The sequence below is a fragment of the Pseudidiomarina aestuarii genome (assembly GCF_048263735.1).
Taxonomy (GTDB): domain Bacteria; phylum Pseudomonadota; class Gammaproteobacteria; order Enterobacterales; family Alteromonadaceae; genus Pseudidiomarina; species Pseudidiomarina aestuarii_B.
Genome location: NZ_JBLXDX010000001.1, coordinates 771001 through 797956, shown reverse-complemented (window position 1 = coordinate 797956; position 26956 = coordinate 771001). Strand labels below are relative to the sequence as shown.

General features: G+C 48.1%; 24 protein-coding genes. 22 read left to right on the top strand and 2 right to left on the bottom strand.

The features are described 5' to 3' along the window. The first annotated feature begins 25 nt into the window (after positions 1–25). The 22 genes from ACN0S4_RS03650 (at position 26) to ACN0S4_RS03545 (ending at position 24685) form a co-directional block, all read left to right on the top strand. Positions 26–754 (top strand): YjbF family lipoprotein, encoded by a 729-nt coding sequence (locus ACN0S4_RS03650; protein ID WP_417656357.1) that lies wholly within the window; start codon positions 26–28, stop codon positions 752–754. Continuing rightward, a complete protein-coding gene (locus ACN0S4_RS03645; RefSeq protein WP_417656356.1) occupies positions 751–1593 on the top strand; it encodes a capsule biosynthesis GfcC D2 domain-containing protein in 843 nt (280 codons plus the stop codon). The genes ACN0S4_RS03650 and ACN0S4_RS03645 overlap by 4 nt, the downstream gene beginning before the upstream one ends. Continuing rightward, positions 1590–3737: a YjbH domain-containing protein gene (locus ACN0S4_RS03640; RefSeq protein WP_417656355.1), complete on the top strand. Its 2148-nt coding sequence runs from the start codon at positions 1590–1592 to the stop codon at positions 3735–3737. The genes ACN0S4_RS03645 and ACN0S4_RS03640 overlap by 4 nt, the downstream gene beginning before the upstream one ends. Before the next feature lie 30 nt (positions 3738–3767). Next, positions 3768–4154, top strand: coding sequence for a type II secretion system major pseudopilin GspG (gene gspG / locus ACN0S4_RS03635; protein ID WP_417656354.1), 387 nt, complete (start codon positions 3768–3770; stop codon positions 4152–4154). 4 nt (positions 4155–4158) lie between these two features. Next, a complete protein-coding gene (locus ACN0S4_RS03630) occupies positions 4159–5838 on the top strand; it encodes a GspE/PulE family protein (RefSeq protein WP_417656353.1) in 1680 nt (559 codons plus the stop codon). Further along, complete coding sequence (locus ACN0S4_RS03625) at positions 5838–7037, top strand: type II secretion system F family protein (RefSeq protein ID WP_417656352.1); 1200 nt, start codon at positions 5838–5840, stop codon at positions 7035–7037. Before ACN0S4_RS03630 ends, ACN0S4_RS03625 begins: the two co-directional genes overlap by 1 nt. Then, positions 7034–7444 (top strand): type II secretion system protein, encoded by a 411-nt coding sequence (locus ACN0S4_RS03620; protein WP_417656351.1) that lies wholly within the window; start codon positions 7034–7036, stop codon positions 7442–7444. The genes ACN0S4_RS03625 and ACN0S4_RS03620 overlap by 4 nt, the downstream gene beginning before the upstream one ends. Beyond that, positions 7434–7877 (top strand): type II secretion system protein, encoded by a 444-nt coding sequence (locus tag ACN0S4_RS03615; RefSeq protein WP_417656350.1) that lies wholly within the window; start codon positions 7434–7436, stop codon positions 7875–7877. Before ACN0S4_RS03620 ends, ACN0S4_RS03615 begins: the two co-directional genes overlap by 11 nt. After that, positions 7850–8557 carry a PulJ/GspJ family protein gene (locus tag ACN0S4_RS03610; RefSeq protein WP_417656349.1) on the top strand — a complete coding sequence of 236 codons (708 nt, stop codon included), beginning with the start codon at positions 7850–7852 and terminating at the stop codon, positions 8555–8557. The genes ACN0S4_RS03615 and ACN0S4_RS03610 overlap by 28 nt, the downstream gene beginning before the upstream one ends. After that, complete coding sequence (locus ACN0S4_RS03605; protein ID WP_417656348.1) at positions 8547–9449, top strand: hypothetical protein; 903 nt, start codon at positions 8547–8549, stop codon at positions 9447–9449. Before ACN0S4_RS03610 ends, ACN0S4_RS03605 begins: the two co-directional genes overlap by 11 nt. Further along, the gene (locus ACN0S4_RS03600) at positions 9433–10590 is read left to right on the top strand and encodes a hypothetical protein (protein ID WP_417656347.1); all 1158 of its coding nucleotides are present in this window, start codon (positions 9433–9435) and stop codon (positions 10588–10590) included. Before ACN0S4_RS03605 ends, ACN0S4_RS03600 begins: the two co-directional genes overlap by 17 nt. Beyond that, positions 10587–11147, top strand: a complete 561-nt coding sequence (locus ACN0S4_RS03595) for a hypothetical protein (protein ID WP_417656346.1) — start codon at positions 10587–10589, stop codon at positions 11145–11147. The genes ACN0S4_RS03600 and ACN0S4_RS03595 overlap by 4 nt, the downstream gene beginning before the upstream one ends. Continuing rightward, positions 11137–11655 carry a hypothetical protein gene (locus tag ACN0S4_RS03590; protein WP_417656345.1) on the top strand — a complete coding sequence of 173 codons (519 nt, stop codon included), beginning with the start codon at positions 11137–11139 and terminating at the stop codon, positions 11653–11655. The genes ACN0S4_RS03595 and ACN0S4_RS03590 overlap by 11 nt, the downstream gene beginning before the upstream one ends. Positions 11656–11669: 14 nt before the next feature. Next, positions 11670–13709, top strand: coding sequence for a hypothetical protein (locus tag ACN0S4_RS03585; RefSeq protein ID WP_417656344.1), 2040 nt, complete (start codon positions 11670–11672; stop codon positions 13707–13709). A gap of 303 nt (positions 13710–14012) precedes the next feature. Beyond that, positions 14013–15425 carry a hypothetical protein gene (locus tag ACN0S4_RS03580; protein ID WP_417656343.1) on the top strand — a complete coding sequence of 471 codons (1413 nt, stop codon included), beginning with the start codon at positions 14013–14015 and terminating at the stop codon, positions 15423–15425. Between the two features lie 175 nt (positions 15426–15600). Next, on the top strand, positions 15601–17013 hold the full coding sequence (locus ACN0S4_RS03575; protein WP_417656342.1) for a hypothetical protein: 1413 nt from the start codon (positions 15601–15603) through the stop codon (positions 17011–17013). 153 nt (positions 17014–17166) lie between these two features. Continuing rightward, a complete protein-coding gene (locus tag ACN0S4_RS03570) occupies positions 17167–18588 on the top strand; it encodes a hypothetical protein (protein ID WP_417656341.1) in 1422 nt (473 codons plus the stop codon). 12 nt (positions 18589–18600) lie between these two features. Continuing rightward, positions 18601–19914, top strand: a complete 1314-nt coding sequence (locus ACN0S4_RS03565; RefSeq protein WP_417656340.1) for a flippase — start codon at positions 18601–18603, stop codon at positions 19912–19914. An 80-nt stretch (positions 19915–19994) separates the two neighbouring features. Beyond that, positions 19995–21059, top strand: a complete 1065-nt coding sequence (locus tag ACN0S4_RS03560; protein WP_417656339.1) for a nitroreductase family protein — start codon at positions 19995–19997, stop codon at positions 21057–21059. Between the two features lie 116 nt (positions 21060–21175). After that, positions 21176–21985 carry a glycosyltransferase gene (locus ACN0S4_RS03555; RefSeq protein ID WP_417656338.1) on the top strand — a complete coding sequence of 270 codons (810 nt, stop codon included), beginning with the start codon at positions 21176–21178 and terminating at the stop codon, positions 21983–21985. Between the two features lie 27 nt (positions 21986–22012). Then, positions 22013–23191, top strand: a complete 1179-nt coding sequence (locus ACN0S4_RS03550; RefSeq protein WP_417656337.1) for a hypothetical protein — start codon at positions 22013–22015, stop codon at positions 23189–23191. Next, the gene (locus ACN0S4_RS03545; RefSeq protein WP_417656336.1) at positions 23192–24685 is read left to right on the top strand and encodes a hypothetical protein; all 1494 of its coding nucleotides are present in this window, start codon (positions 23192–23194) and stop codon (positions 24683–24685) included. On the opposite strand, the gene ACN0S4_RS03540 is transcribed toward ACN0S4_RS03545, so the two are convergent. Together ACN0S4_RS03540 and ACN0S4_RS03535 are read right to left on the bottom strand one after the other, a co-directional pair. Continuing rightward, positions 24663–25946: an O-antigen ligase family protein gene (locus ACN0S4_RS03540; protein WP_417656335.1), complete on the bottom strand. Its 1284-nt coding sequence runs from the start codon at positions 25944–25946 to the stop codon at positions 24663–24665. The genes ACN0S4_RS03545 and ACN0S4_RS03540 overlap by 23 nt on opposite strands. Continuing rightward, positions 25930–26829, bottom strand: a complete 900-nt coding sequence (locus tag ACN0S4_RS03535) for a Wzz/FepE/Etk N-terminal domain-containing protein (protein ID WP_417656334.1) — start codon at positions 26827–26829, stop codon at positions 25930–25932. The genes ACN0S4_RS03540 and ACN0S4_RS03535 overlap by 17 nt, the downstream gene beginning before the upstream one ends. Positions 26830–26956: the final 127 nt, after the last annotated feature.

Below are 26956 nucleotides of genomic sequence, written 5' to 3'. Positions count from 1 at the left end.
GTATTTTTTTAAGAGCTATAATGCAATGAATCCATCCTTTGTTCGACTGCTGGCCCTGTTGGTGTTTATTTCACTGGCAAGTGGTTGTAGTACGCGTGTTAGTAACTTTATTGAGTTAGCAGCTGAAGCTTTCGACAAGCCAACCGATGTCGTTTTTGATCAACAGCAAATCGAAAACTTGCGCTACGCAGCGGTTTACCTCAAAACGGAGTCGACGCCACAAGTCGTTGCCGTGCTGACCCGTATCAGCGGCGGTGAGTTAATACCACAACGAAATTGGTCTACCGGCGGTCGTGAAGTCATTACTACTCAGCACGGACGTATCGTTAGTGCTGCGGGTATCGATAGTTTTCCACGCTATCTCAGCAATACACATCGTGATCCCTTGTTGTGTCTGGTCGATCAACATCGTGCGCAGCAAGCGTTGCAAGAATGTGACACGAGCTGGCTATGGCAATTTGAATTTGCTGGGCATGGCACGCATGAAGCACGCCGTATTGCCATGCGCAGTGATTTTTTTATTGAGTCGTATAATCAATCGTATATCCATCCAGATGGCACGCCCCTAGAGGCTACCGTCATTCGTGAAGTGGTAACCGTTGAAAACGCTGATGAGCTCGACATTGAATCCTACGAAAACAGTTATTGGCTGAGTAATGGGCGTATTGTTAAAGCCCATCAATGGGTATCTCCGGAACTCGGCTATGCGACCGTCACCGAAATGAAGCCGTTCAGTGGAGACTTGTTGCCATGAGAATCATTGTGATGTTAGCAGTGCTATTCACGAGCTCAATTAGCGCGTCGAGTCTGGCGCAAGGTTCAGCTATTCAAGTCACGGTGAACGATCAAGTGATTGGTTTTGAGCAACGTATTCGACTCGGCCAGTTTTATCAGGCACTCGAGTTTCCATCAGGATTATATTGGCCGGCGACACGGTTAGTGAGTGCACAGAAGCAAGAAGAGATTGATAAGCAACAATTACAGTTGGTGGACGATTTAATTGCGATGAGTTCCTATTATCGTGACTTTGGTGAATTCGAAGTCGCTGAAGCGATTCGCCAGTTGGCGGGGCAAGTGCGGGATTGGCCATTAGTCGGAGCTGAATTTATTGGCGTGACTCGTATTTCTGAGCGTGGCGACGTCCAAACAGGACAGTCGTTTGAGCGTCCGAGTTTTTATAGTAGTGCTGCCGATACCACCCGTGGCATCAAACACAATCCGTTGTTACCAGCTGGTTCCTATGAATGGCTCATGCCGCCGTCGAGTGACTACCAGGTTCCTTGGCGTATGGTTGGCGTAACCATCACCGGTCGCGCCGAGTTGTTGCCGTACACAGCAAATAAGACGGTACGCGAGTTATTGCAACAACAAGGTGTTTTTTCGCAGTCACCACGCTTAGCCGCAGTGGAAGTCATTAGCTTGAGCGGTCAGCATCAAACCGTTCCTGTTGCCTATTACAACCGAAGTGACAGAGCCGCCGTATATGGCGCTGTGATCGTGATCCCAATTCCAGATGAATGGTTAATTGACCGTTTTGTCGACATGAATAAAAGGTTGGTGGAGTTGGCGCAGTATTGGAATCCCGTTTCATGATAGTCAAAGTTCCAACAAAACTCTCCGCCATTGCGCTCAGTATCGGAGTAGGGCTTGGTGTCCAAGCACCCACGAGTGCAAATGAGTTTCGAACCACACAAACCGCATACGGTGGCACTGGCTTACTGCAAATGCCAACAGCACGCATGGCGCCCTATGGTGAGTTTTCCGGTACTTATTATGATAGCGACGAGTATCGACGGATGTCAGTGTCGCTGCAATTGTTGCCGTGGTTAGAAACAAATATTCGTTACGTTGATATCCGCCCCATTTTGTATAGTGACAATCCCGCATTCAGTGGTGATCAAACCGGTAAGGATAAAGGGCTTGATATCAAGATCCGATTGCTCGAAGAGAGTTACTGGTTGCCGCAGGTCAGTTTCGGTTGGCGTGACCTTGCGGGTACCGGTGTATTTGCTAGCGAATACATCGCAGCGAGTAAACGCTTTGGTGATGTCGATGTGACACTCGGCTTAGGTTGGGGGTATTTAGGTAATGCAAACGACATCGATAATCCATTTTGTAAACTTCGAGATTCATTTTGTGAGCGTGGCGATCAATTTCTAGGCCAAGGCGGAACGTTTGAAGTGGATAAGTGGTTTCGCGGCAATGCTTCATTGTTTGGTGGTATTGAATATCAGACCCCGATTGACGGATTGAACTTAAAAGCTGAGTTTGATGGAAACGACTATGAAAATGAGCGTTTTGTCGGTGATCTTGGTGCTAATTCGCGATGGAATTTCGGTGCCGATTACGCGCTCACGGATAATTTGTCGCTCAAGGTGAGTTATGAGCGAGGCACCACGTGGATGTTTGGCTTCACGTTCCGCTCCAATTTTATGGAACTTGGACAAGCCAAAGTAGACCGCAGTGTTCCCGCGCGTGGTGCCGACAACGCTGTGCAGCCGTTGAAAAAGCGTGATAGACGTGAACTGATCGAACTGACCAAAGAACTCAGTCGCTACGGCGGCATGAATGTCCGTGAATTTCAATTTATCAGCCAGCCTGATGCGGATACCGAAACATTGCGTGTATATGGACACCAAGCTTACTATCGCGATTATGATTTCGCGCTAGAAAATATGACGCGTGTGTTGACTAGTGCTTTGCCGGAATCGATAAATCGTTACGAGATAGTCGAGTCGATAGATGATATTGAACTGGTCACACATGTGATTGACGTGCCGATTGCGCTGGACGCGATTGAGCGACGCGACATAGACACCACGTTTGATCAAGCGGTGACACGCACCGATACCGCATTGAATGAGCGCGAGCGTGAAGGTGATTTGGAATTAATTCCGGTTGCCACTTGGCCTAAATTCAGCGTCAAACCCTTTTTGGATCAAAGTTTCCAGAACCCAGAAAACTTTTACATGTACCAGTTGGGTTTAGACCTCAATACCAATTGGTGGTTTGCACCCAATACCTTTGTGCATGGAACGCTCAGTGGCAGCTTGATGACCAATTTTGATGACTTCAACTTTTTGGTCGATGGTTTTCAATCACCGTTACCGCGGGTCCGGACTTATATTCGTGAATATGTCACGTTCAGTGATATCTGGCTGGAACAACTGCAAGTCAGTCATTTGCAGCAGGTTTCCAATGAAGTCTACACCGCTTATTATGCTGGTTATCTTGAGCGCATGTTTGGTGGCGTTGGCACCGAGTTGCTGTATCGCCCACTCGATAAAAACTGGGCGATAGGTGTCGATATGAACTGGGTGAAACAACGTGATTTCGAGAGCCATACAGGCTTTCGCGACTACGATGTCTTTACCGGGCATGTGACTGGCTATTTAAAACCGAACTTTATACCTAACTCATTGATTAAAGTGGCAGCGGGACAATTTTTGGCTGGCGACAAAGGGGTTCAGATCAACTATGAGCACAAATTTAAAAGTGGCATGATTGTCGGCGCTTACGCTGCAAAAACCAACGTATCTTCTCGTGACTACGGTGAGGGCAGTTTCTCGAAAGGTTTTTACATCAGTATTCCCATCGATTTAATGCAAATGCAGCATAGCCCAAACCGAGGCATGATTGGCTGGACACCATTAACTCGAGACGGCGGACAGATGCTGAATCGCAGTATTCAATTGTACTACTCGACGGATCGACGCAGCCCGTATTACACTGATTAGAAGATGGAACGCTAGGTAATGAAAAATAGTATGAAACAAATAAAAGGTTTTACGCTCATTGAGCTGCTCATTGTTATGGTAATTGTTGGCTTGCTGGCATCGTTAGTGGGACCACAAATGTTTGGCAAGGTAGATGACTCACGCGTGAAAACGGCGCAAACGCAAATGCGTATGCTCGAAACGTCTATCAGTACCTACCGTTTAGACTTAGGTGCATTTCCAGCTAACCTAGACCTACTGGTAAGCAGTGACAACGAGCGTTGGCAGGGTCCTTATTTTCCAGAAGATATCCCGGTCGACCCGTGGGGCAATGAGTACGTGTACAAAATGCCTGGTGAAGAAGACCGCCCATATACCCTGAAGTCGCTTGGCCCTGATAGCCAAGAGGGTAATGACGACATTTATTTGCGTAAGTGATTCTATGACTGATGTGAACGCGCTCTTCGTCGAGCAATTTCGAGTCAATGCTGACGATGTGAACAAGGCTGTTCAGTTCCAAAGCCGCAATGGTGGCCAGTTGGAGCAAATTCTGGTGCGCATGGGCGCGCTGAGTTCTGAGTTCCTGCCGGATTATTACAGTCAGGTGTATCAGCTTGACCGCGTCACCGATGACACCATTGAGCATCTGCTCGACAATGATGCCGCTTGGGAGGTCTTGCAAGAACAACTGCCAGCAGCTGATTTAGCGCAATTGCAGCAACATCATTTATTACCGATTGCCGCTGGTGAGTCGTTAACCGTCATCTGCACCAATCCAACTACGCCAGCTATTCTCGAGTTGGTGGCGAACCAATATCCACAACTGACCCTGCAAATTGCCAGTGACGAGCAATACGGGCGACTGCAGAATCGCTACGAACAAGGCCAAACACCACGTGAGGCGAGCAGCAACCTCAGTGTGTTGGAAGAAGATCGCCTGCGTGAACTCGCTTCAGAAGCTCCTACTGTTAACTTACTCAACGCGCTCATTGCCAAAGCACTGCGCCGCCGTGCGTCGGATATGCACATTGAACCGTGGAAAGGCAAAGGCCGCGTGCGCTACCGTATTGACGGTGTACTGCATGAAGCTGACTTCATTCCCATGCACATGGTGTTGCCGATAGTCACGCGCTTGAAGCTGCTCTCCAACATGGATATTGCGGAAAAGCGTCGTCCGCAGGATGGCAAAATTGAATTACGTATTGATGGCATGAATGTCGATGTGCGGGTATCCGCATTGCCAGTTGGTGAAGGCGAGAGTGTGGTCATGCGTTTCTTGCTGCAAGACAGCTTGTCGTATGACGTCAAAGTGTTAGGTATTGAGGCAGATGTAGAGCAAGCATTGCTGCACGACATTCAGGCGACCTCAGGCGTGGTATTGCTGACCGGTCCAACTGGTTCTGGTAAAACCACCAGCTTGTATTCGTTCTTGTCGCGCCGCAATGATCCAGACGTCAAAATTATTACCATTGAAGATCCCGTTGAATACCAGCTCGACGGCATCAACCAAGTGCAAGTACAAAGCGACATTGGCTTTACCTTCGCGAATGCGCTGCGTAGCGTGGTTCGGCAAGACCCTGACATCATCATGGTCGGTGAGATCCGTGATAACGAAACCGCCTCTATTGCCTTGCAATCGGCACTGACGGGTCACTTAGTTTTCAGTACCTTGCACACCAACGATGCTGCCAGCGCTTACACGCGGTTGCTCGACTTAGGTGTCGAAGAATTCCTCCTTGCCGCTGCCATTAAAGTGATTGTGGCGCAACGCTTGGCACGGAAGCTCTGTCCGCATTGTAAAGCCGCGGATCCAGAAGCCGTCGAACATTATCAAAAACTTAAAATGGAGTGGCTCGCCGAGCGCTTCCAAGTGCAGCCACAGTTTATGCAGGCGGTTGGCTGTGAAAAGTGTGCGCATACCGGCTACCAAGGCCGAGTGGCACTTATTGAATACATGCGTTGTGACGATGACCTCACGCAGTTACTCGGCAGCAGTGACTTCCTGCAAAAAGCCCGGGCGCTGAACCGCCAAAAAGGATTCCGCAATCTACTCGAAGACGGCATGCTCAAAGCTATGCGCGGTGAAACCACCATTCAAGAAGTTGTGCGGGTGGCTGGCTAATGCCTCAGTTCAAGTACACCGCGTACAATGCGACCGGGGTGCAACAACAAGGCACCATTGAAGCCGCGGACCAACAAGCCGCGCAGCAAAAGCTGCAGGCTCAACAGTTACTAGTGGCGGATATCAAACCGCAACAGCAAGACGCCATGACCACCTTATTCGGTGAACGTTCGCTGAATCTCAAAGACGTCGAGTTTTTCACTTCTGAGCTAGCACTACTGCTGAATTCTGGTTTGAAGGTCGACAAAGGCCTTGAAATCTTGCTCAACAATGTCGAGAAGCCAGCGTTGCGCGACATGATTCGCAGGGTTTTGGGCGAGCTCAAGCAAGGGCATAAGTTGTCCGAAGCACTCAGTCATTTCAAAGTGTTCAACTCGTTGTACTTAGGTCTGGTGCAAATTGCCGAAGAAACCGGTGAACTCGCCAGCATCTTCACCAAGCTCTCCGACGAGCTCAAGTATCAGCTCGACTTAGGCGACAAGGTCAAGCAAGCGCTAGTGTATCCGGGCGTGATTATGACCGTGTGTCTACTCGCGATCGTATTTATTTTTAACTTTGTGGTGCCGAACCTAGCGACTATTTTCAAAGATCAGGAAGGCCTACCCGGCTATACCCTCGGATTGTTAGCCGTCAGCGACTTTTTCATTAACTACCAGTTGTATGTACTACTGGGGTTGATTGTGATCGGCATTATTGCCTGGCGCGGGCAAGAGCACCCCAGTGTGATTCGGGTGCGAACCTATTGTCGCGAGCGACTGCCCATCATTAGCGGTGCCAATTTATTGGTGGAGCGCATTCGTTTTAATTCCGCGCTGCACATTATGCTCGACTCCGGCGTGGCGATTGACCGCAGCTTGAAGTTGGCACAAAAGACCTTGCGCACGCTCTCGTTGCGTGAAGAAGTAGCGCGAGCTACCGAAAACATCAATCGCGGGCAGGGACTTGCTTCTAGCCTTGGCGAAACTCGCTTGTATCCGCAGTTTTACGCTGCGCTGCTCACCATTGGTGAAGAAAGTGGTGAGTTGTCCCGCGTATTCGGTGAAATTGCCGAGCGCTCACGGCGCACCTTCTACAGCTGGGTCACTCGTTTCACCAGCTTACTCGAACCCGCCATGATTCTATTTATGGGAGCTGTGGTCGGCAGCATCGTGGTGATCATGATGCTCAGTATCTCTGCCGTCACAGACGTCAACATATGATCCCCCGCTGGCGCGGTTTTACGCTGATTGAATTACTGGTGGTGCTGGCCATTGTCGGTATTGCTTTGAGTCTTATCGGTCCGGTTGGCATTAATCAATATGAACGCATGCAAGTGACCGAAGACCGCGAAAAGTTTCTGCGGCAACTCGATGCCATTGAGTTCAATGCCTTCACCATGGATGCCGAAGTCGTGGTCGAATTACAAGGGCAAGCGCTGCGCGTGCTGTCCGGCGAGGATGTGCTACTTAATAGAACCTTTGAGTATCTGCGCTTCCCCAGCCAAGCGCTCACGGTCAACAGTCACGGTTATTGGGAGCCCAATGAAGTGCGTTGGCTCGAAGCAGAATTGCAGCGCCGCGAGCCGCTCAATCCGCCTGCTATTCAGGAGGCTGAAAATGCCAATTAAGCAGCATGGATTCAGCCTGATTGAAGTATTGATGGCTATGACCATTTTATTTGCGGCGGTGACCACCGGCTTGGTTGCGTTTCAGAACAGCCAGCAAAGCTCAGCGAAAGCAGCCGAAGTCACACATATATTAACCCAGGTCGAAACGTTGCAGTCCGCCATTCGGTTTCAGTTACAGCAGCCGGTAGCAGCGAACGCTGAGCGTGTCACCGCAGGCGAGTTGCAGATGAATGGCGTGCAAGTACAGTGGCAAGCGACCGCTATCAATGATTTGCCGCCGCCTGCGCGGATTTCCGGTGAGGATATCAATCCGAATCCATATCAACCCCGCTATGAGCTGTTTGAGGTACTGTTGCAGTTACAGTTCGATAGTTCACAACGTGAATTTGTTTATGAGGAGCTGGTATGGGACGCCAACGCAGTACCTCAATAACGCGTGCATCCGGATTCACGCTGATCGAAACTTTGATTAGTTTAGTGCTTATCAGCTTAGTGATGCTGAGCGCCGCTCTGGCGTATCAATACTTCACGCAAAATTGGCAACGTAACCAAGGTAAATTCGCTGATGTCCGCGAGGACTACCGCACTTGGCAACTCGTGCATAAGGTCACCCAAGCGGTTTACCCAAAAGTGGTGTTAAACAGTGAAGACACTCCAGGTTTTTACTTTCTTGGGCGTGATGACGGTTTTACTGGCGTAACCAGCATTAGTGTTCAAGATCCCAATAGCAGTGCGGTATTTCGAATTTTTCGCGAGCCCAACAACCAAGATGGCTTCCGTTTGGTTTACGAAGAGGCTCCCTTAGGTCGACAATCGTTGGTGCGCGCGTCACAAACGTTGCCATTTAACTTTCGCCGGGTGCTCCTTGAAAATGCAGCAGAGATCCAGTTTCGCTATCAAGGTTGGGAAAATCTGGGAGTGCGGAGCATGGCTATTTCCGCCGAAGGTATAACCGAGACCATTGCCGAACCCCAATGGTTTGTTGAATATGATGGCATGCAGCGCATCTTGCATCCGCTGGCTATTGAAATTAACGCCGCTGGAGTGGTGTGGTTTATTACATTGCCCGATAGTGCCGTAGCCGAGTTGTCGAGGTACACCGATGACGTGTAAGCGCACACAGCAGGGTATGGCACTGTTTCAGGTGCTACTTATCGTCGCCATTATGGCCATTCTCTTGCTCATTATTGTTGCGAATTCTAATAGTGCGGTGCGCCAAGCGCAGCGTCTGCAGGAGCAAACTGAGCAACGTTTGGCACTGTACTCAGCGCAAAACTTTATTGATCAGCAGTTGCTGACAAGTAATTGGGGTATGGTCGACGAGGACAATCCGCAGCGGGTGCTGCCGATGTTGAACTTTTATAATTATCCCATGCCTATTCCTTTGCCTGAACGGGCGAGTTATGCCGCGTTAGGTGAGGGCATCGAACTAAGACTCCAAAATCTCGATAGCCTATTGAGTATTAACAACCCTAGTAGTGAGCTGGCCGAGCTCCTCGAACTGCGCGGAGTAGAGTCATCGCGAGCACAATTGCTGGTATCAAATCTGCGAGATTTTCTGCAACGTGAGAACAGTATTCATTTGCAGACTATTTGGGATTTACAACAAGTTCCCGAATGGACTCGCGCCGATATTGAGTTAATAAGCGACGTACTGACAGCGCGCGGCGGTATTCCGAATTACGCGCATGCTCCAGATGCCTTGCTGCCTGTATTGCTCCGCTCTGGGCTAGCTGCTAGTATCTCGGCAATGCGTGCCAGTGGCGATTACGACCAGAATCGCTACTCGGACTTAACCAATGAGTTTGGTGATGCCGTGGTCAGTCTATTTCCTGGTGGTGATCAACGCGTGACCATCAGTGATCCGCTCAGTGGGCTGACTTCGCAACGTGATATGAATTATGACACCTATGGCTTGACGCCATTAACGCGCTATTATGGAACCGTAAAGCGACGCTTAGATACTGAGCGCTACAGTGACGAATGGAATGACAACGACAACTAAAACACCATCGACACCCACATTGACTGGCCTGCAAGCCTACCTCGCTAAACTCGCTTGGTGGGTTGATGCGCGTGGTAACACGCGTAAGCTGGCTGAAACCGCCGTGTCCGCAACCGCAGCACAAGGCCGTCTGCCAGTGCTGGTGGTGGCACGTGACGGTTATCAAGAGCGCTGGGAACAGTTCTCCATTCGTTCCGAACGCGAACTTAAGCGCGTGCTCGCGCTGCGTGATGCTGGTCAGCCGGTGCAGCATTACATTGGTAAACTCCACAACGGCCAGCGGCAAGTGCTCACCGTGCGTTGGCATGAAGCCGTTCTAGCGATAATCGACCGTGCGCTAGTGGTATTTCCGGAAAGTCTGGTTTTAGCTGCCGGCGTTGATGCTGGTTTGACGCATATTCAACAAAGCGGAAGCAGTTACTTCCTGTTGAAGCAAAGCGGTGGGCAGTGGCAGTCGTTACCTGCATCCGGGTTAGTGGCAACGCCTGACCGCGCATTATTAGCGCTAGGTGGAGCAACGTCCACGCCACAGCAAGTATTGGACGGTGAAGCATGGCGATTGGCGTTGCTGCAAGGTCTCCAGAAAGTAGGATTCAGTGCATGGCAACAAAGCTGGCAGCAACCCAGCAACCGTGAGGGTTCTGATCAAAGCTTTCCGTGGCGTCCTACATTGCTCGGTGTTGGGGCCATTGTGATTTTATATGGCGTACTTTCGACTGCTTATTTAGTGATTGCCACAAAATCAGCGCAAAGTGACCTCGAATCGATTCGTACCGACCTCGATACAGCGCTCACTGCGCAAGCAACGGTGAACACTGCACAACAACAGTTGGCCAGTTTAGCGGCGCATCAAAGCAACATCGTGGCGGTTGATACGTTTTGGCAAAGCATTGCCGATAGCCAAACATTGAATGTACTGGTTAACTCAGCGGTAACGGATTATGCCAGTGTTACATTGGCATCAGAGGGGGTTGGCGCAACCCGAGTACTTACCGAACTTCTGCAACGCGATTATGTTGCTGGTGCTGATTTTACCGCGCCAGTTCGAGCTCAACAAAACGGCCTCGAGCGGTTTACCATTGAGATTCAACTGCAACCGTCAGCCCCAAGCGATGCTTCTGAACCGGAGGCACAGCCATGAGCACTGGACAAGCGCGTTTGCTGATCATCGCCGGACTGTTGGCAGCCATTCAGTTTGTAGTTTTGCCACTGCTTAGTTATCAAGCGGAGTTGCGCGACGAACTTACGCTACTGCAGCGCCAAGTAGTTCGTTCCGAAGCCTTGGTCGAACAGTTGCCGGTATTAACGTTACAAGCTGACAAGCTTGCCGCAGCGGCACAGCGTGTTGCCGGTGCTTTTCCTGATGCCAGCAATGCCACTGGTTTCCGATTAGAGGTGCAAGATCAAATTCAGCGTGTCTTGCGGGAGCAGGGCAACCAGGTCACGTTATTCAGTTGGCTCGCGCAACCCCAAGCAGCCGGGAATGGTATTCAAGTACAGCAAGCCCGCGTGAATATCAGTGGTAATTTTAAAACGCTTGCTGAGGGGCAGCTGCAACTCGCACAGCAGGCGCCATACATTCGCTTTATAGATGCGAGTTTGCGTCCCCAAAATCGCGATCCTGGCAATAATAAGCAAGCCGAGTTGACGCTGATTATCGAAGTTGCTGGACGCACCGGAGGTGCTAATGCTCAGTAATCTGTTAGCTGGATTAACCGATCGCCGCGTGCTAGGAATCATCATCATTGCGTTGTTGTTCTGTGTAGTGGACTTTGTGCAACGTGTGCAACCGACAATTGATACTGCCGCCTTGAGCCGCGAAGTTGCCGTTACTGAGGTAGCAGCGCCTGCGTCAGTACATCAAGTCAGTCCGCGTGTGCGCGATTGGCTCGCTGGTCTAAACACGGGCGCTTCCAATAGCACAGAAACCAACACCGCAACTGTCCAACAAGAGTTGCTGAGCGGTGGCACGAATATTGGTGAGAAGCGGGTACGGGTTCGTGCTATTCTCATCGCCAATACTACCCAGCAACGGGTTGCGTTGATTGAAGCGCAAGACCGTGAACAACGAGACGTTGAATTTGTCGAACTACGCCAAGGCGACACACTGAGTGGTTATACCATCAGTGCCGTTCAGGTTGATGCCGTTGAGTTTCAACCGAGCTCCGGCGAAGGCGCCACAGTGCGCGTGAAAGTATTTGAATAAAGGTGACTTTACGTATGAATAAGCTGCGAAGCGGAATGCTGTTGGTTGCTATTACTGGCGTTGCAAGCTGTGCGCAAATGCCAGATAGCTATCCAGTGAATCCGGACCGGATGCGCTCAGATGCGCCGCAATACCAAGCTAATGACGAAACGACCGAGGCCAACGAGCTCGCAGAGCGTGGCTTTTCGCGACTCGATTCACTGGGTTCTGATGCATCGACAATTACGAATGATGAAGATCCAGCATTGCAGTTTAAAACTACCGATAGCCATCAAGTCACGGCTAATGAACTGCCGTTGAGAGCGCTAGTTCAGTCAGTTTTTGGCGAGTCACTTGAGCGTAATTATGTCATTGCTGCTGGCGCAGATGTTAACAAGTCGGTGACATTGAATATTTCCGAACCGGTTAGTTCACGTCGCCTATTTAGCCTCACCCGGCAGTTGCTGATTGATAACGGCATGAGCATTTCATACCGCGATCAAACGTTTTATATCTACCCAACCGATGCAGATGCGCGCGGCAACGTCGTGATCGGACTCGGTCGACGGGTGCGTGACGTGCCTGAAACGGTGCAAACTATTCTGCAAGTGATTCCGGTTCGATATGGCATTAAAACCAGCTTTGAACGCACGTTAAAAGGGTTAACTAGCGCCCGAATCACTGCTGACTTCGAGCAGAACGCCTTGTTTGTACAAGGTAGCCGTAACGAAATTCTCCGGGTTATTGATTTGGTGAGTTTGTTAGACGCGCCATCAACGCGGGGTCGGTTTATCGGGCTAGCTGAACTCACTTTTATTACCGCAGAAGATTATATTGACCAACTCACCGAGCTAATGACTGCCGAGGGCATTACCGCGGGTACCAACCCGCAAACGGGCGTGGCATTGCTGATGGTTGGTATGGATCAAGCCGGATCAGTGGCGCTGTTCGCTTCTGATGAAGAAGTGCTTAATCGCGCCCAGTATTGGACCAAAAAGCTGGATGAGCCGAGTAAAGGTACTGACAAGCGCTATTACATGTACCATCCTCGCTTTGCAAGAGCATCAGACCTCGGGCGCAGTATGGCTGCCTTATTAACCGGTGACTCCGGTGGGGTCAGTGGCGGTAACCAAGCGCGTGATACACAATCTGGCACTTCGGGTAATCGTACTGGAGCACAAGGCTCCGTCGGTGGCACTATTTCTGCTGGCAATGATGAAGTCCGCATGACAGTCGATGAACGCTCGAATACGTTGGTGTTTTATTCGACGGGAACCGACTATCAAGCATTATTGCCAGTAGTAAAGCGTCTCGACATCATGCCGAAGCAAATTTTATTGGATGCGACTATTGCTGAAGTCACTATGACCGATGAATTTGCTCAAGGATTCGAATTCGCCATTCGCGACGGTAAGTTTGGTGCATCTACACTAGGTTCGCTTGGCGTTTCGGAAATGGGGGGATTAAGATTGAATTGGGCTGATGGTCTTGACTCGATCATCGCTCGGTTATCTGAAACTACAGGTTTAGTGAACGTATTATCTAACCCTACTTTAGTCGTACGTGATGGCGTGTCTGCATCCATTAATGTGGGTAACGACATTCCGACCGTTGGCGCCACCATCACCAATCCGAATTTCGAAAGCCAGACCACCAACGTGGTATACCGGAAAACAGGTGTCACGCTCACTGTTACTCCAACCATTAACGCACAAGGTTTGGTGATCTTAGAAATCGACCAGAATATCTCGAATCAATCTGCCAGCGGCCCGTCATTACAGGGATCGCCGAGTGTTTTTGAGCGTTCTATCAAAACCGAAGTTATTGCTCAGAGTGGTCAAACGATACTTTTAGGTGGGTTAATTTCCGAGTCGTCATCAGACGGTAACACAAATGTGCCAGGCTTCTCTGACATTCCGCTTATTGGTGAGTTATTCAAAGGTAAAGACCGTAGCACCGAGAAAACGGAACTGGTAATCTTCATTACTCCGCGAATTATCGACAGTGTAGACCAGTGGTCAGAGATTCGTCGAACCATCGCGGATAGCTTGACAAGTATCAAACTTTCAGACTAATGTGGCGGCAAGCGTTACGAAACTGTGAACATTTGACGGGGATCGGAATCGTTAATGCGGAACAACAAGTTGAATAACGTATCGCTTAAACTTAGTGGGAAACACCAGTTTGGGTGCGCTAAAAAACATATAAATGCGATTACTTGTTAAAATGTCAGTAATTCATTGAGATAGGTCATTGACTTATTTCTATGCATTACACATAATCGTTGTGACCGTTTTTGCGGTCGTTTTGTTAACTAAACAATAAAGAGAAAAAGGCACGAGGCCTGTAATCTCTATTTCATGAAATTGGAGAAGAACATGACAAACATGTTTAAGAAATCGCTGGTTGCTCTGGCTATCGCTAGTGCCAGCACTGGTGCGATGGCTGCAGACCTCGCAACCGGAACCGTTACTCGTAACGTGTCAACTGAGTATTTAGAAGTTGCACCTGCGGGTACTTTGACTTCTAACGCAGTGGTACTTGAGTTAGGCGCAGAATATGCGGTTAACGACGTAATCACTTTGACTTTCACTGGTGGCGACGCATTAGACGTTGACTCACTGCCTCCTTTCGTAACTGTAGCTGCTGCAGCTCCAGAGAAAGGTATCACAGTCGGTCTGATTTCTACTTCTGTAGAAAACGGTACTACTAAAGCTAACTATCGTGTAACTGACGTTACTGGTGGTGCTACCGATACAACTACTGGTATCACTTTAGATTTCGGAACTTTAGATTTCGATTCAACTAAAGCTGCTAACGGTATCAACGTTGCATTTTCTGCTGTTACCAACACTGGTCTGAACTTAGACACAGCTGGTGGCGCATTACGTAACGAAGACCTGTTCGCAATTGACGACCAGTTCGAAATCACTATCGACACAGCTCTTGACGAAGTAATCGACGTTGAAGACGAGCGCGAAACTTTCGTTGGCGCTTTGACTGCTGATCAGTTGGTATTCACTGCTGCAGAAACTGCTGCATTCGACTTGTCTGCGGACGTTGACGGCGTTGACTACTCAGTTGCTGGCAACTTCAGCTGGGTTAAAGATACTGACGCAAACACTGCTGGTATCCAAGCTACTGTTGGTACTTTCGCAGTAACTGCAACTGGCGCAGCAGTATGTACAGCTCCAGTAGTAACAGCTACTGCATTGACTTTCAGCTGTGACGTTCTTGACCAAATCACTGTTGATATCGACACTGGTCCACAAGGTTCAGACGTAGTTCTTCCTGCTGGTACTTTCGGTGTTGACACGAACGTACAATACTCGTTTGTTGGCGGTACTGACTCAGACAAAGATCTGGATCGTGCGGCAGCTGGCGCATGGACTCTGAACGGTTCTGAAACCTTCATTCCATACATGCCTTACAGCCGTGACGATTTGAGCAACATCTCTCAGATCATCTATGTAACTAACAGCGGTACTCAGTCTGGTGAAATCTCTGTAGACGTTATCTCTGCGGACGGTACTACTACTAACTTGTCTAACGCTGACTTGGGTGGCATCTTGGCTGCTCCGGGCGTGACCAAGTTGACTGGTCCAATCGTAGACGCGTTAACTGATGCTGGTCTGTTAACTGGTGGTTCTTCTACCAAGCAGTTTGCATTAAACATCGTTGTTAACGACGCTAACGACGTAATCTCAGTCTACTCTGCATACAACGTTAACGGTTCAGACCGTGGTTGGGTACAGAACGACTCAGTGGTTGTTAACCGCGCTAAAAACTAAGATTGCCTTACGGCAACAAAAACGCTCCTTCGGGAGCGTTTTTTTTTGCCTAATGTAAAACTTTTCACTTATTTCATCGAATTTGTTGACATTATGAGCAGAATAGGACTACTTTAAATTGAACATTTTGTGAACAACAATAATGTCCAATAACTTCATGAAATCGGAGAAGAACATGAATAACGTTTTTAGAAAGTCGCTGGTCGCACTGGCGATTATGGGTACGAGCGCTAGTGCAATGGCAGCTGACATTGCTACTGGAACCGTTACTCGTAATGTCTCAACTGAATATTTAGAAGTCGCTCCTGCTGGAGTGTTAACCTCAAATGCTGTGGTTCTCGAACTTGGTGCAGAGTATGCGGTAAACGACGTCATTACTCTTACTTTTAGTGGTAATGATGCACTAGACGTCACTTCTTTGCCGCCGTTTGTCACCGTTGCTGCGGCACCTCCGCTCAAGGGTATTACTGTTGGTCTTATTTCAACCAGCGTAACTGCGGGAACCACACGAGCTAACTATCGTGTTACCGACATTACTGGTGGTGCTTCAGATACCACTACCGGTGTAACACTTGACTTTGGTGCGCTAGATTTTGACTCAACCAAATCTGGCAATGGTATCAGCGTAACTTTCTCAGCAGTTACTAACACCAACCTAGCGTTAGATACTGGTGGTGGTGCTCTGCGTACTCAAGAGTTGTTTGCTATCGAAGATCAATTCGAAGTCACTGTCGATACCGCGCTTGACGCAGTTGTCGATGTTGAAGCAGAACGTGAGTTCTTTACTGGTCCAGCAACTGCTGATTCACTAGTGTTTACTTCTGCTGAAACTGCAGCCTTCGATTTATTTGCCGATGTGGATGGTATCAACTATTCAATCGCAGGTAATTTCTCTTGGGTTCAAGATACCGACGCAAACACTGCAGGTATTCAACCAACCGTTGGTACGTTCACAATTACTCCGACTGGTGCAGCGGTGTGTGGTGCGCCAACAGTAACGGCAACAGCACTCAGCTTCAGCTGTGATGTGCTTGACCAAATTACTGTTGATATCGACACAGCCCCACAAGGTTCTGATGCAGTACTTCCAGCAACCACCTTTGGTATCGACGCTAACGTCGAATACTCAGTGGGTGCAAGTACTTCTGATAAAGACCTGGATCGTGTAGCGGCAGGTGCGTGGACACTGAATGGTTCTGAAACCTTCATTCCATATATGCCTTACAACCGCGATGACATGTCGAACATTTCGCAGATTATTTACGTGACCAACAACGGTTCACAATCTGGTGAAATCTCGATTGATGTTACCTCGGCAGACGGTACCGTAACCAACCTGACTAATGCAGACTTAGGCGGAATCCTTGCTGCTCCAGGTGTTACTAAACTAACAGGCGCCATTGTAGATGCATTGGCTGCTGAAGGCTTATTGACTGGTGGCTCGGCTACCAAGCAATTCGCGCTCAACATTGTCGTGAACGATGCGAACGACGTCATTTCGGTGTACTCTGCATACAACGTAAATGGCAGCGACCGCGGTTGGGTCCAAAACGATTCAGTAGTTGTGAATCGCGTGAAGAACCCATAATCGACCGACAGTTGATATAGAAAGTAAAAAAATGTTTGTCATTGTTCAAACGCTCCTTCGGGAGCGTTTTTTTTAGTGTTATCGCAAGTTTGTGAATTTAATGTACAATTAATGCCATTGCTCAATAATAATAAGAGTTAGAAGGACAATTGAATGCGCTTAAGAATTCGTCCCGTTCTCAGTGTTGCGCTTGCTAGTAGCTTTGTACCTGTCGCCGTAGCGGCTGACATTGCCACGCAGACATTACCTCTTAAGGTATCTTCGCAATACTTCCAAGTCGCACCAGCTGGCAAAATTAGTACCAATGACATGATTGTCACCTTGGGTGCTGAATATGCTGAAGATGATACGTTGATTTTCAGCTTCTCCGGTACCGATAGCCTAGATATATCTTCGCTTCCGACTTTTTTGACGTTGGCTGCTGATGGACCAAACGGTAAGAAAGGTATGACTGTTGGGTTGTTGGCTCAAGAGCGAATCAACGGCCGTACGCTCATTTATTACCGAGTGACCAATATCACTGGTGGTGAGAGCGATACAACAACAGGTATAACGCTCAACTTTGGTTCGATTGATTTTGAGGCTTTGCGTTCACAGCAGGGCATCGATGTTCGCTTCTCGGCTCGGTCGAATGCAGGTTTACCGCTCGACAACTTTACTACAGACAATACATCTCAGGTGCTCATTGAAGCTACTGAGCAGTTTGTCTCTACGGTTATTCAACCGCTCGACCAAGAGGTCGATTTTGAGAATGACCGGCAAACGTTTCTCGGCGGTGTGACCAGTGATGTACTGGAGTTCCGTATCGAAAGCGACCCAACCCTCGATATCGGCGTTGACGTTGATGGCGTTGTCTATGAAGTTTTCGGTGATTTCAGTTGGGTTAAAGATACTAGTCCGAACATTGCCAACATACAGCCAATGGCGGGCGTGTTCACATTAACCGATCTCAGCGGTACAGCTAACTGTTCAAATGTGCTGGTTGCTGCTGATCGCCTGCGCTTTAGTTGCGATACTTTGGATACACTCACCCTGGCCATTGAAACGGCGGCGCAAGGTAGTGATGTCGTGATCCCAACCTCAGAATTTGAAATCCTTGCCGACGTCGACTTTTCGGTGGCAGGCGGTACCTTCAGTGCCTCTGAAGTTGGGCCCATTGCGGCCGGTGAGTGGACGTTGAATGCAGCACAAACCTATATTCCGTACATGCCGTATAGTCGCCAAGGCGTGAATCAATTCTCGCAAATTATTTACGTAAACAACGTCGGTGACCAATCTAGCGAAGTATCGATCGATGTTTATACCGAAGATGGCCGCCGCATCTCGCTGTCCAACGACGAGTTGATGGGCTTAACCGCAGAAACGGGAATCACTAAGTTAACCGGGCCTATTTATCAGGCGATTGCGGCTCGCGGGTTGCTCTTCGGTGGTAGCGACGTGAAGTCATTTGCATTCAACATTGTCGTGAATGACCTCGACGAAAATGTCGAAGTGTTCTCATCGTTTAACGACAGTGGTCGTGATCGCGGCTTTGTACAGAACGACTCAATTGTGATTAATCGGAATAAGTACTAACTGAACCTCTAAATGATTAAAGCCGCGCTAAAGAATTCCTCATGGTTGGTGAGCGAAAAGTTCATCACCATGGGGCTTAACCTATTTGTCACGGTCTGGTTGGCGCGACAGCTTGGCGTTCAAGTATACGGCGAACTTGCCTATGTCCTTGCCTTAGTAACCTTAGTGACACCGCTAGCGGCATTAGGTCTGAACGCCATTATCACCCGCGAACTCGTGGAACGTGATGAAGATGAGCCGCGGATCATGGCTACTGCGTCCGCAGTGCGGCTGTTAGGTGCGCTCTTCGGATTCGCGGCATTGCTGACCTGGTTACAACTGACCAGTACCGTTACCCCTGAAGAGCAAATCGCCATTGTCATTATTGGCGCGGCGAGCATTCTGCAAGCCTTCCAAGTGGTGGAGTATTACTTCCAAGCGAAAGTTAGTGCTCACTATGTGGTAAAGATGCGCACGGTAGTCACTGTGTGTGCTGGTGTGATTAAAATCATCGTAGCCTGGGTCAGTGCAGACTTGCTGTCAGTTGCTTATGTTTACGCCGCTGAATTTTTGTTCTGGGGGCTAGGTTATATTTTCCTCTACCAAAGCCAAGCGCATGGTTTCCGGTTCAAGGCAATTGATTGGCGTTACGGTGGGCAGCTACTTAAGCAATCATTTTGGCTGATCTTATCGGGTGTAGCAGCGGTGCTCTATCTCAAGGTCGACCAAGTTATGCTCGGCCATATGGTCAGCAAGAGTGAGGTGGGTGTTTACGCCGTTGCAGTGAAGATGTCAGAGGTTTGGTATTTCTTTGCCACGGCGCTCGCCACCTCGTTCTTCGCAATGCTACTGACGTTACGAAAAGAAGAAAGTCCGCTTTACGCGAAACGTCTTCAACAACTCTGCGATGCGCTATTCGGCCTAGCGTTTGCGCTCGCCATTGCGGTGAGCCTACTTGCGGAACCGATAATTCCTTGGCTGTTCGGTGAAGAATACCGCGCTTCGGCTGCTATTCTCACGATCCATATTTGGGCCAGTTTGTTTATTTACATGCGCGCATTGGCAAGCAAATGGCTGATTGCGGAACGATTGCTGGCATTCTCGCTGGTTAGTCATGGAATAGGCGCGGTAGTTAACGTACTGGCGAATCTGTGGCTCATTCCACTCTACCAGGGCCTTGGTGCGGCTGTAGCGACCATAATGTCCTATGCGGTAGCCTCTTATCTAGCTTTTTGGATTGGCAGCTCTACGCGCCCCCTAGCGATTGTGATGACACGCTCGCTGTATCTACCGTTCACGCTGGGCTATCGGCACTGGCATTTACTCCGTAGCAGGTCGGTTGAGTAACTGGTTTATAAATGTAGCTTCTGCCAAAATGAAGCCTAGTATCTGTTGTTAACAAAGTGAATTATGAGACGAAACCCATCATGAGTGTCCGATCACTGGCTCGACGCCTACTACCCGCGACGGTAAAAGCTAAGCTGCATGCTTTGTATGCAGGTCTGAATCGCCGTGTGATTACCGTGTTTGCCGGCACCCGTTGGACCTCGTCATTATTTTATGCGTTGTTCAGTCGAGAGTTTTCACGTGAGCATCAAGCCGTGCTGCGTGGGCGCATTGCGTATTGGCGGTCACTGAGTACTTTGCATCGTTCCAGTGCGTTGCTGCGTCGTAATACTCATCGCCTGGAAAAGGGGCTGATCATGCGACCCAGACGCGCAAGTTTTGCGGAAGCCTATATTGAAGAAACTGTGCGATGCTTTGTCAGAGCCAAGCAACAAGGTACGCTTGAGCACACCGAATTGAAGTGGGCGGAAGATGTGTTGACGCAATACTTCGCGGTTGTAGAAGACACCCCCATTATTGCTCGGGCTCGTGCTTGGTATACAGCAGAGCAGTCGAACCCGAACAATACCCCCAACTCAGTGCCTTATCCGCACGCTCAATTGCCGCAAACCGATATTACGCCCGAGCAACTCAAGCAATTATATATTCGGCGTCGCAGCGTTCGTTGGTATCTCGATAAGCCGGTGCCCGCGCAGTTGGTCGAAGAAGCCATTAGTATGGCAGCGTTGGCTCCGAGCGCATGTAACCGCCAACCCTATCAATTTTATTTCATTAACGAGCCTGAGCGCGCAGCAAAAGTGGCTGGCTTTGCGGGCGGCACCGTCGGTTTCAATCAGAATTTACAGTCATTAATTGTGGTGGTGGGTGATTTAAACGCCTATCCAACCGAGCGTGACCGTCATTGTATTTACATTGATGGTTCGCTGGCAGCCATGCAGCTCATGCTGGCGCTTGAAACGATGGGTCTATCAACTTGTCCGATTAATTGGCCAGATATAGAACACCGTGAACAATGGATGGCGCAGGAGCTCGACCTGAATTCACACCAACGCCCCATCATGCTCATGGCACTTGGTTATGCTGATCCTGAGGGGGGCATTCCGTACTCGGCGAAGAAGCCGGCAAGTGACATATTGAAAATGTAATGTGCCGTTAGTTCTAGGAACGAGAGTTTTCCGTTAAGAGCAGTGCTTTCAATACCGTGGGCTGATACAATTTCGAGTCTTTTAACCATAACTGACTGATACAGAGCTACAACAAAATGCCCAAGGTTACCGTCTATTTACCGACAAAAAATCGCGTAGATTTGCTCAAGCGAGCAATTGAATCTGTCTTTGCCCAAACGGAGACGGACTGGGAGTTAATTGTTGTTGATGACGCCTCGACGGACAGCACTTCGGACTATTTAGCAGAGGTCAGTGCGCAAGATGAACGTGTGCGTGTCTTAGTGAATGATGAGAGTCGCGGTTCCTGTCATAGTCGAAATAGGGCAGTCAAATTAGCTAAGTCTAAACTGGTAACAGGGCTAGATGACGATGATGAGTTTCTTCCACAACGGCTCGAAATATTGCTGAATGCGTATGAGCCCAAGTACGCGTTTGTCAGCACGAGCCTGTATTGGGTCACGCATTCGGGCAGTCGTATGATCCTTGATGGCGAACAAATTCTGACTCGAAAGAGCGAGTTAAGTAGAAATCATGCCGGTAATCAGATCCTTGTCGAACGAGAGAGATTATTGGCTGTTGGCGGTTTCGACGAAGCATTTCCATCGCTGCAAGACTACGATTGTTTTTATCGACTAGTTGAGCGCTTCGGACCGGCTCGACGAGTCAACACGCCAACTATGAATATCTATGTATCACATGGATTTGAGCGAATTTCCTCTGGACCAAAGTCAACCGAAGGGTACGAAAAATTTGCCGAGAAACATGGCTACAAAATGAATTGGCTGCAAAAGTTGAACCACAGCACTCAGCGCGCTATTCGCCAGGGTCGGCAGCGCTCCCCCATAGTTGCACTGAAGTTAGTGTTACTCAATGTTCTTATTACTGGACGGCGAAGTGAGCACTAAACTTCTTCACAACCAGGATCGCAGCGTATGATTTATTCATTGATTGCGACAGTACTTCCTGGACTTTTTCGTGTCTTATTGATTTGGTTTTTGGCATTAGCGTATACCGATGAGCTCGCGGCACCTTTAATCGCAACACTATTGCTTGCTTCAAGCCTGATGATGTTCAGTTCAACTGGACTCGGGCTTATTTATATTCAACTTCTGCAAGGAATGAATCGCCCCTCTGCTAGTACATTGACGCTGAAAACCAATGCGTTAAATACATTATTTAGTGTGATTGGGGTGAGCGCGAGTGTAATTTTTCTATCGGCGTCATTTAGTGATTTGTTACTAATCACCCTAGCACTGAGTTGTTGGCAACTAGAACGACATGCATGGATTGGACAAAGGCAATTTCGTTCACTTGCAGTGGCGGAAGTTTCGCTGTTACTGGTCGCTTCTAGTGCGCCCTTTGTTGTAGCCCCACAGCAGGCATTACTGGTAATTAGCGGTATTATTTTCATCGTGACAGCCCTGATGCTTGGCTGGCGTTTATATGGCACACGTGGCGGTAATTCCGAAAATACGAGTACACTTCATGTCGCTCGGCGAGGACTTTTTGTTGGCTCTGCAAACTTTTTGTCGGGCGGATTCATTATGCTGTTGCCAGCACTCTTGGCAACACATGTTTCGGCCAACACCATACTCGTGATTGGCTTGATTGTGACTATTGTTGGAACGCTATTTATCTTGCCGCGTTCCTATTTCAATATTTTTATAGGTTTGGTCTCACGCCAAGCTAAACGATTGCGGTTACGACGTTCCCTGATGAAAATGATCAATCGTCGCTTACAAATCGTGGTCGCTGGTATGTTTGTGCCTGGCATCATTGCCTGTTTGTTTTATTTGCTTGCATCAGGTATCGAGATAGATTTAAACCGAGTTGTATTGGTCGTTATTATTACGACAGTAATGTCAATTGGTCAGCTTTATTTGCTTGAATCCAATCTCGTTGTTTATTTGGGAAAAGAACACATAACATTTTGGGTTTCTGCAGTGACGTTCGGGGTGATGTTGATAACGACCCATTTAGTTGCAAACGCTGACCTTACCGATAGCCTCAAGCTAAATCTTATTTTTATCATGCTCGGTATCTTGTATCTTATCCGATGGGGATTTTTTGTGACGTTAGTAAAGCCTTATTATCGAGAGAGTAACCGCTAGATGCATTGGTTAAATATAAATAGTGATAAAACCCATTATCCTCAAACAGTGCAGGACGCCTGTGATTCTTTTCAATCAGTGGAATTGGCGACCACAGCTGGCTCATTACAAGTTATCTACGACCAACGTTTGTGGTCACGGCAACCTGTTTCTCAAAGTTCTTCATCACTGTTAGTGATAGCAGGATGGTTCGTTCTGAACGACGAAATCAATAATTTAGATGCGTTGAATCGATTGATCGATGAGACAGGCCTAGCGAGTGCTTTGCAGGAGATCACGCAGGGCATTTTCGTCGGTTATCATCAAACCGGCGCAGACTATCAGGTCTTTACCGATTGGTTCGGGTTGGCTGCACACTATTACTATCGGAATGACGAGCATATTCGAGTTAGCCCCAGTGCTTCGGCAATTTCGGCAGCGGGAGAAGTGGATCCCTTTATTGACGACATTATTCAGCGCAAGGGCCATGTTTGGGGAAAGCACACCAGATACAAAAATGTGTTTCGAATGCTACCGGGCGAAATGCTCTCGAATCATCTTGAGAGTCGGACTTATTGCAACTTCAAAACGTCGGACGTGAAAGCCGTTTCCGAAATCCCTAATCTCATTCAAAAGAATCTATCAATTTTTGAGAAGCAAACCAAATTGGTTTCATTATCTGCTGGATTTGATTCACGATTACTCGCGTTAGTCGGTGATGCCTCATTTGCCTATACATGGGGTCCTGAGAACTCAAAGGACATCCGAAATTCAAAATTCATTTGCGAGAAACTGGGTTTCGATTCGTATCACTTTCCATTCCGCCGGCATAAATATACAGACGACGATGTTGGCTTTTTGCGGTGGCTGTTAGATGGGCAAAACAAAACATTTGAGCCACAGTTCTTCCGAAACTTTAAGGCTGTAAGCCAAAAAGCCACGGGGCAATTCATCTCGTTAGACGGATACCTCGGTGACGTATTGCAGCGCGGTGTGTATTTATATGGCCCGAAACTGCGGAGTGAGTTTAAAAAACTCTTCCCATTACTATTTTCAAAGGACAAACCAACCAAAGTTCTGTTGGAACGGTATTCGAGTCTAACTCAGGCTCAAAAAAGCCTGCTGGTGACGGACTCCAATAATTTGTTGCGAGCGATTCAAGCTGACTATGTAGACAGTCGTCACCATGTCACCCTATTCGAATTTATGTTCGGCCGTGGATTTGCGCATATTTACATGGGCGGAATTGCTATGAATGGTGTAGTCAATGTGGTGGTACCTGCATTTGCTCAGCCTGCTATTGTCAAAGCCTGCGTCACAGCGCCGGTTTCGGATGTGCTCGATTACACGGTGTTTAAAGATGTTTGGAAGCACTTAGATTCCGATATCGTGCGGTTAACATCAGAAGGTATGTATAGCCCTAAAACGCCCAAGCGACTAATTCCATTCTTCAACTTTGTTGGTCGTGTGCTGACCAATTATGTACCGAAGTTTAAGAACTATGGGAAGGAATAGCCTCTGACGTTTGAGGCTTTTCTGAATACGATGCTGCACAAACCAAAGCAAGTATGAATGCTGGGTACGTATTCATAAATAATGGCGTAGAGATACCGAACACCAGAGCGGCCATACAAATGGCAAAAGTGAATTCATTCGGTTGTTCGACGCTCTCAGATCGAAACAGAGTAATGGCTTTATAAAATAGAGCTAAGTAAATCACGAGACCGAGGTAGCCAAACTCGCCCAACAAACTGGCTAAGTTACTATCGTAGATCCCATCCGTTTCTATGAAAAAACGACTGTTGTGAAGCCCTAGTTCGGCATAAACAAAACTCTCCTCCGACATTACAGTTCCATAGGTTGCCGCACCGGTTCCAAAAGGAAAGTTCTGATTAGCTAATTCAAACGAGAAAAAAATCATAATGCCGCGAATGTAGGCAGACTCGACTGGATTATCTACGGTCCATTCGATATTTTGTTCAGTAATTTCAATAAGTTCTGCAATATATGGGTTTGATGGCGCAGTCACTACTAATAACAATACCAGCACACCGGCGATGGCTGCGGCTTTGATACTTTGACGAAACCACCAAGCAACCATAATGGGGAGAACAATCATGGACGTTCGTGAACTACTGAGAAATAGAAGAACGGCTAAACTCACAAGGAAAATAATAGCTAGCTGGCGATTGCTACGCGCAATGATCGTGACCAGAAATATGCCAAGTAAGGCAATGGTTGTCCCCAGTGATGCGGTGTCACCCTGAAAACCAATCGGGCGAACCAAACCACCGCGAATATTCGTAGCAACTTCAAAAATTTGATTGAACGTTGCGCCGGTAGCCAAGTTAATAAACATAAAAAAGGCTGTGAGCGCTAATACTGCCAACGCTACGAAACGCAGTCTGGTTGGTCCGAAGACCAGCCAAAGATAACCAATAAAAACTATAAATTTAAGATGTATGAATATTTGCAGGCAGACCGCGAAAATACCGCGGTTACCGATAGCTGAGAAGCTCAGCGCGAACAGAATAGTGAAACTGATCGCATACAAAATCAAAGCCCGCTTCGCGGAGCTATTCTTGAGTGCGCGAAACGAGATGTCTGCCAGCATGAATATTAATACTAGCTCATCAAAAAAGGCTGGCAGTCCAACAATATTCGTTAGTGCAACTTGAAACGTGATACCGAATACAAGTAATGCTGCAAAGCACAGATAATAGAATTGAAGAACTCTTTTAACTGATTCTACAGATGACTCAGTAGTCTTTTCCACGGAATGCTCGAATAGTCCAGAAAATGAATATAAACAAGAGCGTTAATCCAACGGCTATGACCACACAAATAACAGCACGTCGCGGTTCGCTCTTTTGATAAGGAACCATGGGGCTCTCTATAACCCGAAACGCATAGTCTTCCCGTGTTGAAGCCAAAGCCAACTGTTTGAGTTGGTCTTCTAAAACTTTCTGAATAGCGGTACGCACCTCAACCACTGCTGCGGTCTCTAGTTGTTCGTTCAGGTAACTGACCGATTGAGAATACTTCTGAATTTCTTGCTCACGCATGTACAAGTTAAAATAATCAACCAGTTTGGTCAGTGTTTCACGAGCAAAGTAGGGTGAATACGAGGTTAATGATACTGTGACCAACTGATTTTTACGTTCATATGCCGCTGAGAAGCTTTCTTTAAATTTCTCAGCAAGCTCGGCCTCGTTCGGCTCTTGTGTAGCTGGGAACTTCACTTCGCGAACCCAGACTCCAGCCTCAGCGTCATAAATTTCGTCATCCAATATGAATTCATTCGTGTTGACATCATAACCCTCTGCCGCCATGACAATCGAACTCAGTTGCTCAGAGCGAAGAAAACCAGCTAAAAAGCTATCAGAGGTCATAATTTCGCGCAGCACTTCTGCATTTAACTCATCACCACCTAGCGAAATACCAGCCATTGAAGCAAGGCCGCCTAAACTCGCCAAGGCTCCGCTAATAGCTTTACCTTCGCCAAGGTTTGAGACCAGCACGGCTCGAGAGCTGTACTTGTTTGGTATAGAAAGTGCAACAACTACGGCAAGGATTGAGCTCAGCACAAAAACAATGCAGATTTTCCAAAAGTCTTTTAAAAACCATGAAATGATAATTTCGAAACTTATTTTTTTCATTGAACTCTCGAAAATATGAATATGCAGCGCGCGCCACGGGAACGAATAAAACTGATTGTACGATGAAACTAGACCGGTTTATAGGGTAATCTATTGGTTAAGTAGCTGTTCAATCAAGATAGGTCGG

Excerpts from the sequence above, each read along its gene's own strand:
- ACN0S4_RS03570 (WP_417656341.1), top strand. The coding sequence starts at position 17,167 with ATGCGCTTAAGAATTCGTCCCGTTCTCAGTGTTGCGCTTGCTAGTAGC.
- ACN0S4_RS03595 (WP_417656346.1), top strand. The coding sequence starts at position 10,587 with ATGAGCACTGGACAAGCGCGTTTGCTGATCATCGCCGGACTGTTGGCA.
- ACN0S4_RS03650 (WP_417656357.1), top strand. The coding sequence starts at position 26 with ATGAATCCATCCTTTGTTCGACTGCTGGCCCTGTTGGTGTTTATTTCA.
- ACN0S4_RS03620 (WP_417656351.1), top strand. The coding sequence starts at position 7,034 with ATGATCCCCCGCTGGCGCGGTTTTACGCTGATTGAATTACTGGTGGTG.
- ACN0S4_RS03590 (WP_417656345.1), top strand. The coding sequence starts at position 11,137 with ATGCTCAGTAATCTGTTAGCTGGATTAACCGATCGCCGCGTGCTAGGA.
- ACN0S4_RS03580 (WP_417656343.1), top strand. The coding sequence starts at position 14,013 with ATGACAAACATGTTTAAGAAATCGCTGGTTGCTCTGGCTATCGCTAGT.
- ACN0S4_RS03615 (WP_417656350.1), top strand. The coding sequence starts at position 7,434 with ATGCCAATTAAGCAGCATGGATTCAGCCTGATTGAAGTATTGATGGCT.
- ACN0S4_RS03605 (WP_417656348.1), top strand. The coding sequence starts at position 8,547 with ATGACGTGTAAGCGCACACAGCAGGGTATGGCACTGTTTCAGGTGCTA.
- ACN0S4_RS03565 (WP_417656340.1), top strand. The coding sequence starts at position 18,601 with ATGATTAAAGCCGCGCTAAAGAATTCCTCATGGTTGGTGAGCGAAAAG.
- ACN0S4_RS03560 (WP_417656339.1), top strand. The coding sequence starts at position 19,995 with ATGAGTGTCCGATCACTGGCTCGACGCCTACTACCCGCGACGGTAAAA.
- ACN0S4_RS03610 (WP_417656349.1), top strand. The coding sequence starts at position 7,850 with ATGGGACGCCAACGCAGTACCTCAATAACGCGTGCATCCGGATTCACG.
- gspG (WP_417656354.1), top strand. The coding sequence starts at position 3,768 with ATGAAACAAATAAAAGGTTTTACGCTCATTGAGCTGCTCATTGTTATG.
- ACN0S4_RS03630 (WP_417656353.1), top strand. The coding sequence starts at position 4,159 with ATGACTGATGTGAACGCGCTCTTCGTCGAGCAATTTCGAGTCAATGCT.
- ACN0S4_RS03535 (WP_417656334.1), bottom strand. The coding sequence starts at position 26,829 with ATGAAAAAAATAAGTTTCGAAATTATCATTTCATGGTTTTTAAAAGAC.
- ACN0S4_RS03575 (WP_417656342.1), top strand. The coding sequence starts at position 15,601 with ATGAATAACGTTTTTAGAAAGTCGCTGGTCGCACTGGCGATTATGGGT.
- ACN0S4_RS03600 (WP_417656347.1), top strand. The coding sequence starts at position 9,433 with ATGACAACGACAACTAAAACACCATCGACACCCACATTGACTGGCCTG.
- ACN0S4_RS03625 (WP_417656352.1), top strand. The coding sequence starts at position 5,838 with ATGCCTCAGTTCAAGTACACCGCGTACAATGCGACCGGGGTGCAACAA.
- ACN0S4_RS03645 (WP_417656356.1), top strand. The coding sequence starts at position 751 with ATGAGAATCATTGTGATGTTAGCAGTGCTATTCACGAGCTCAATTAGC.
- ACN0S4_RS03545 (WP_417656336.1), top strand. The coding sequence starts at position 23,192 with ATGCATTGGTTAAATATAAATAGTGATAAAACCCATTATCCTCAAACA.
- ACN0S4_RS03550 (WP_417656337.1), top strand. The coding sequence starts at position 22,013 with ATGATTTATTCATTGATTGCGACAGTACTTCCTGGACTTTTTCGTGTC.
- ACN0S4_RS03555 (WP_417656338.1), top strand. The coding sequence starts at position 21,176 with ATGCCCAAGGTTACCGTCTATTTACCGACAAAAAATCGCGTAGATTTG.
- ACN0S4_RS03640 (WP_417656355.1), top strand. The coding sequence starts at position 1,590 with ATGATAGTCAAAGTTCCAACAAAACTCTCCGCCATTGCGCTCAGTATC.
- ACN0S4_RS03585 (WP_417656344.1), top strand. The coding sequence starts at position 11,670 with ATGAATAAGCTGCGAAGCGGAATGCTGTTGGTTGCTATTACTGGCGTT.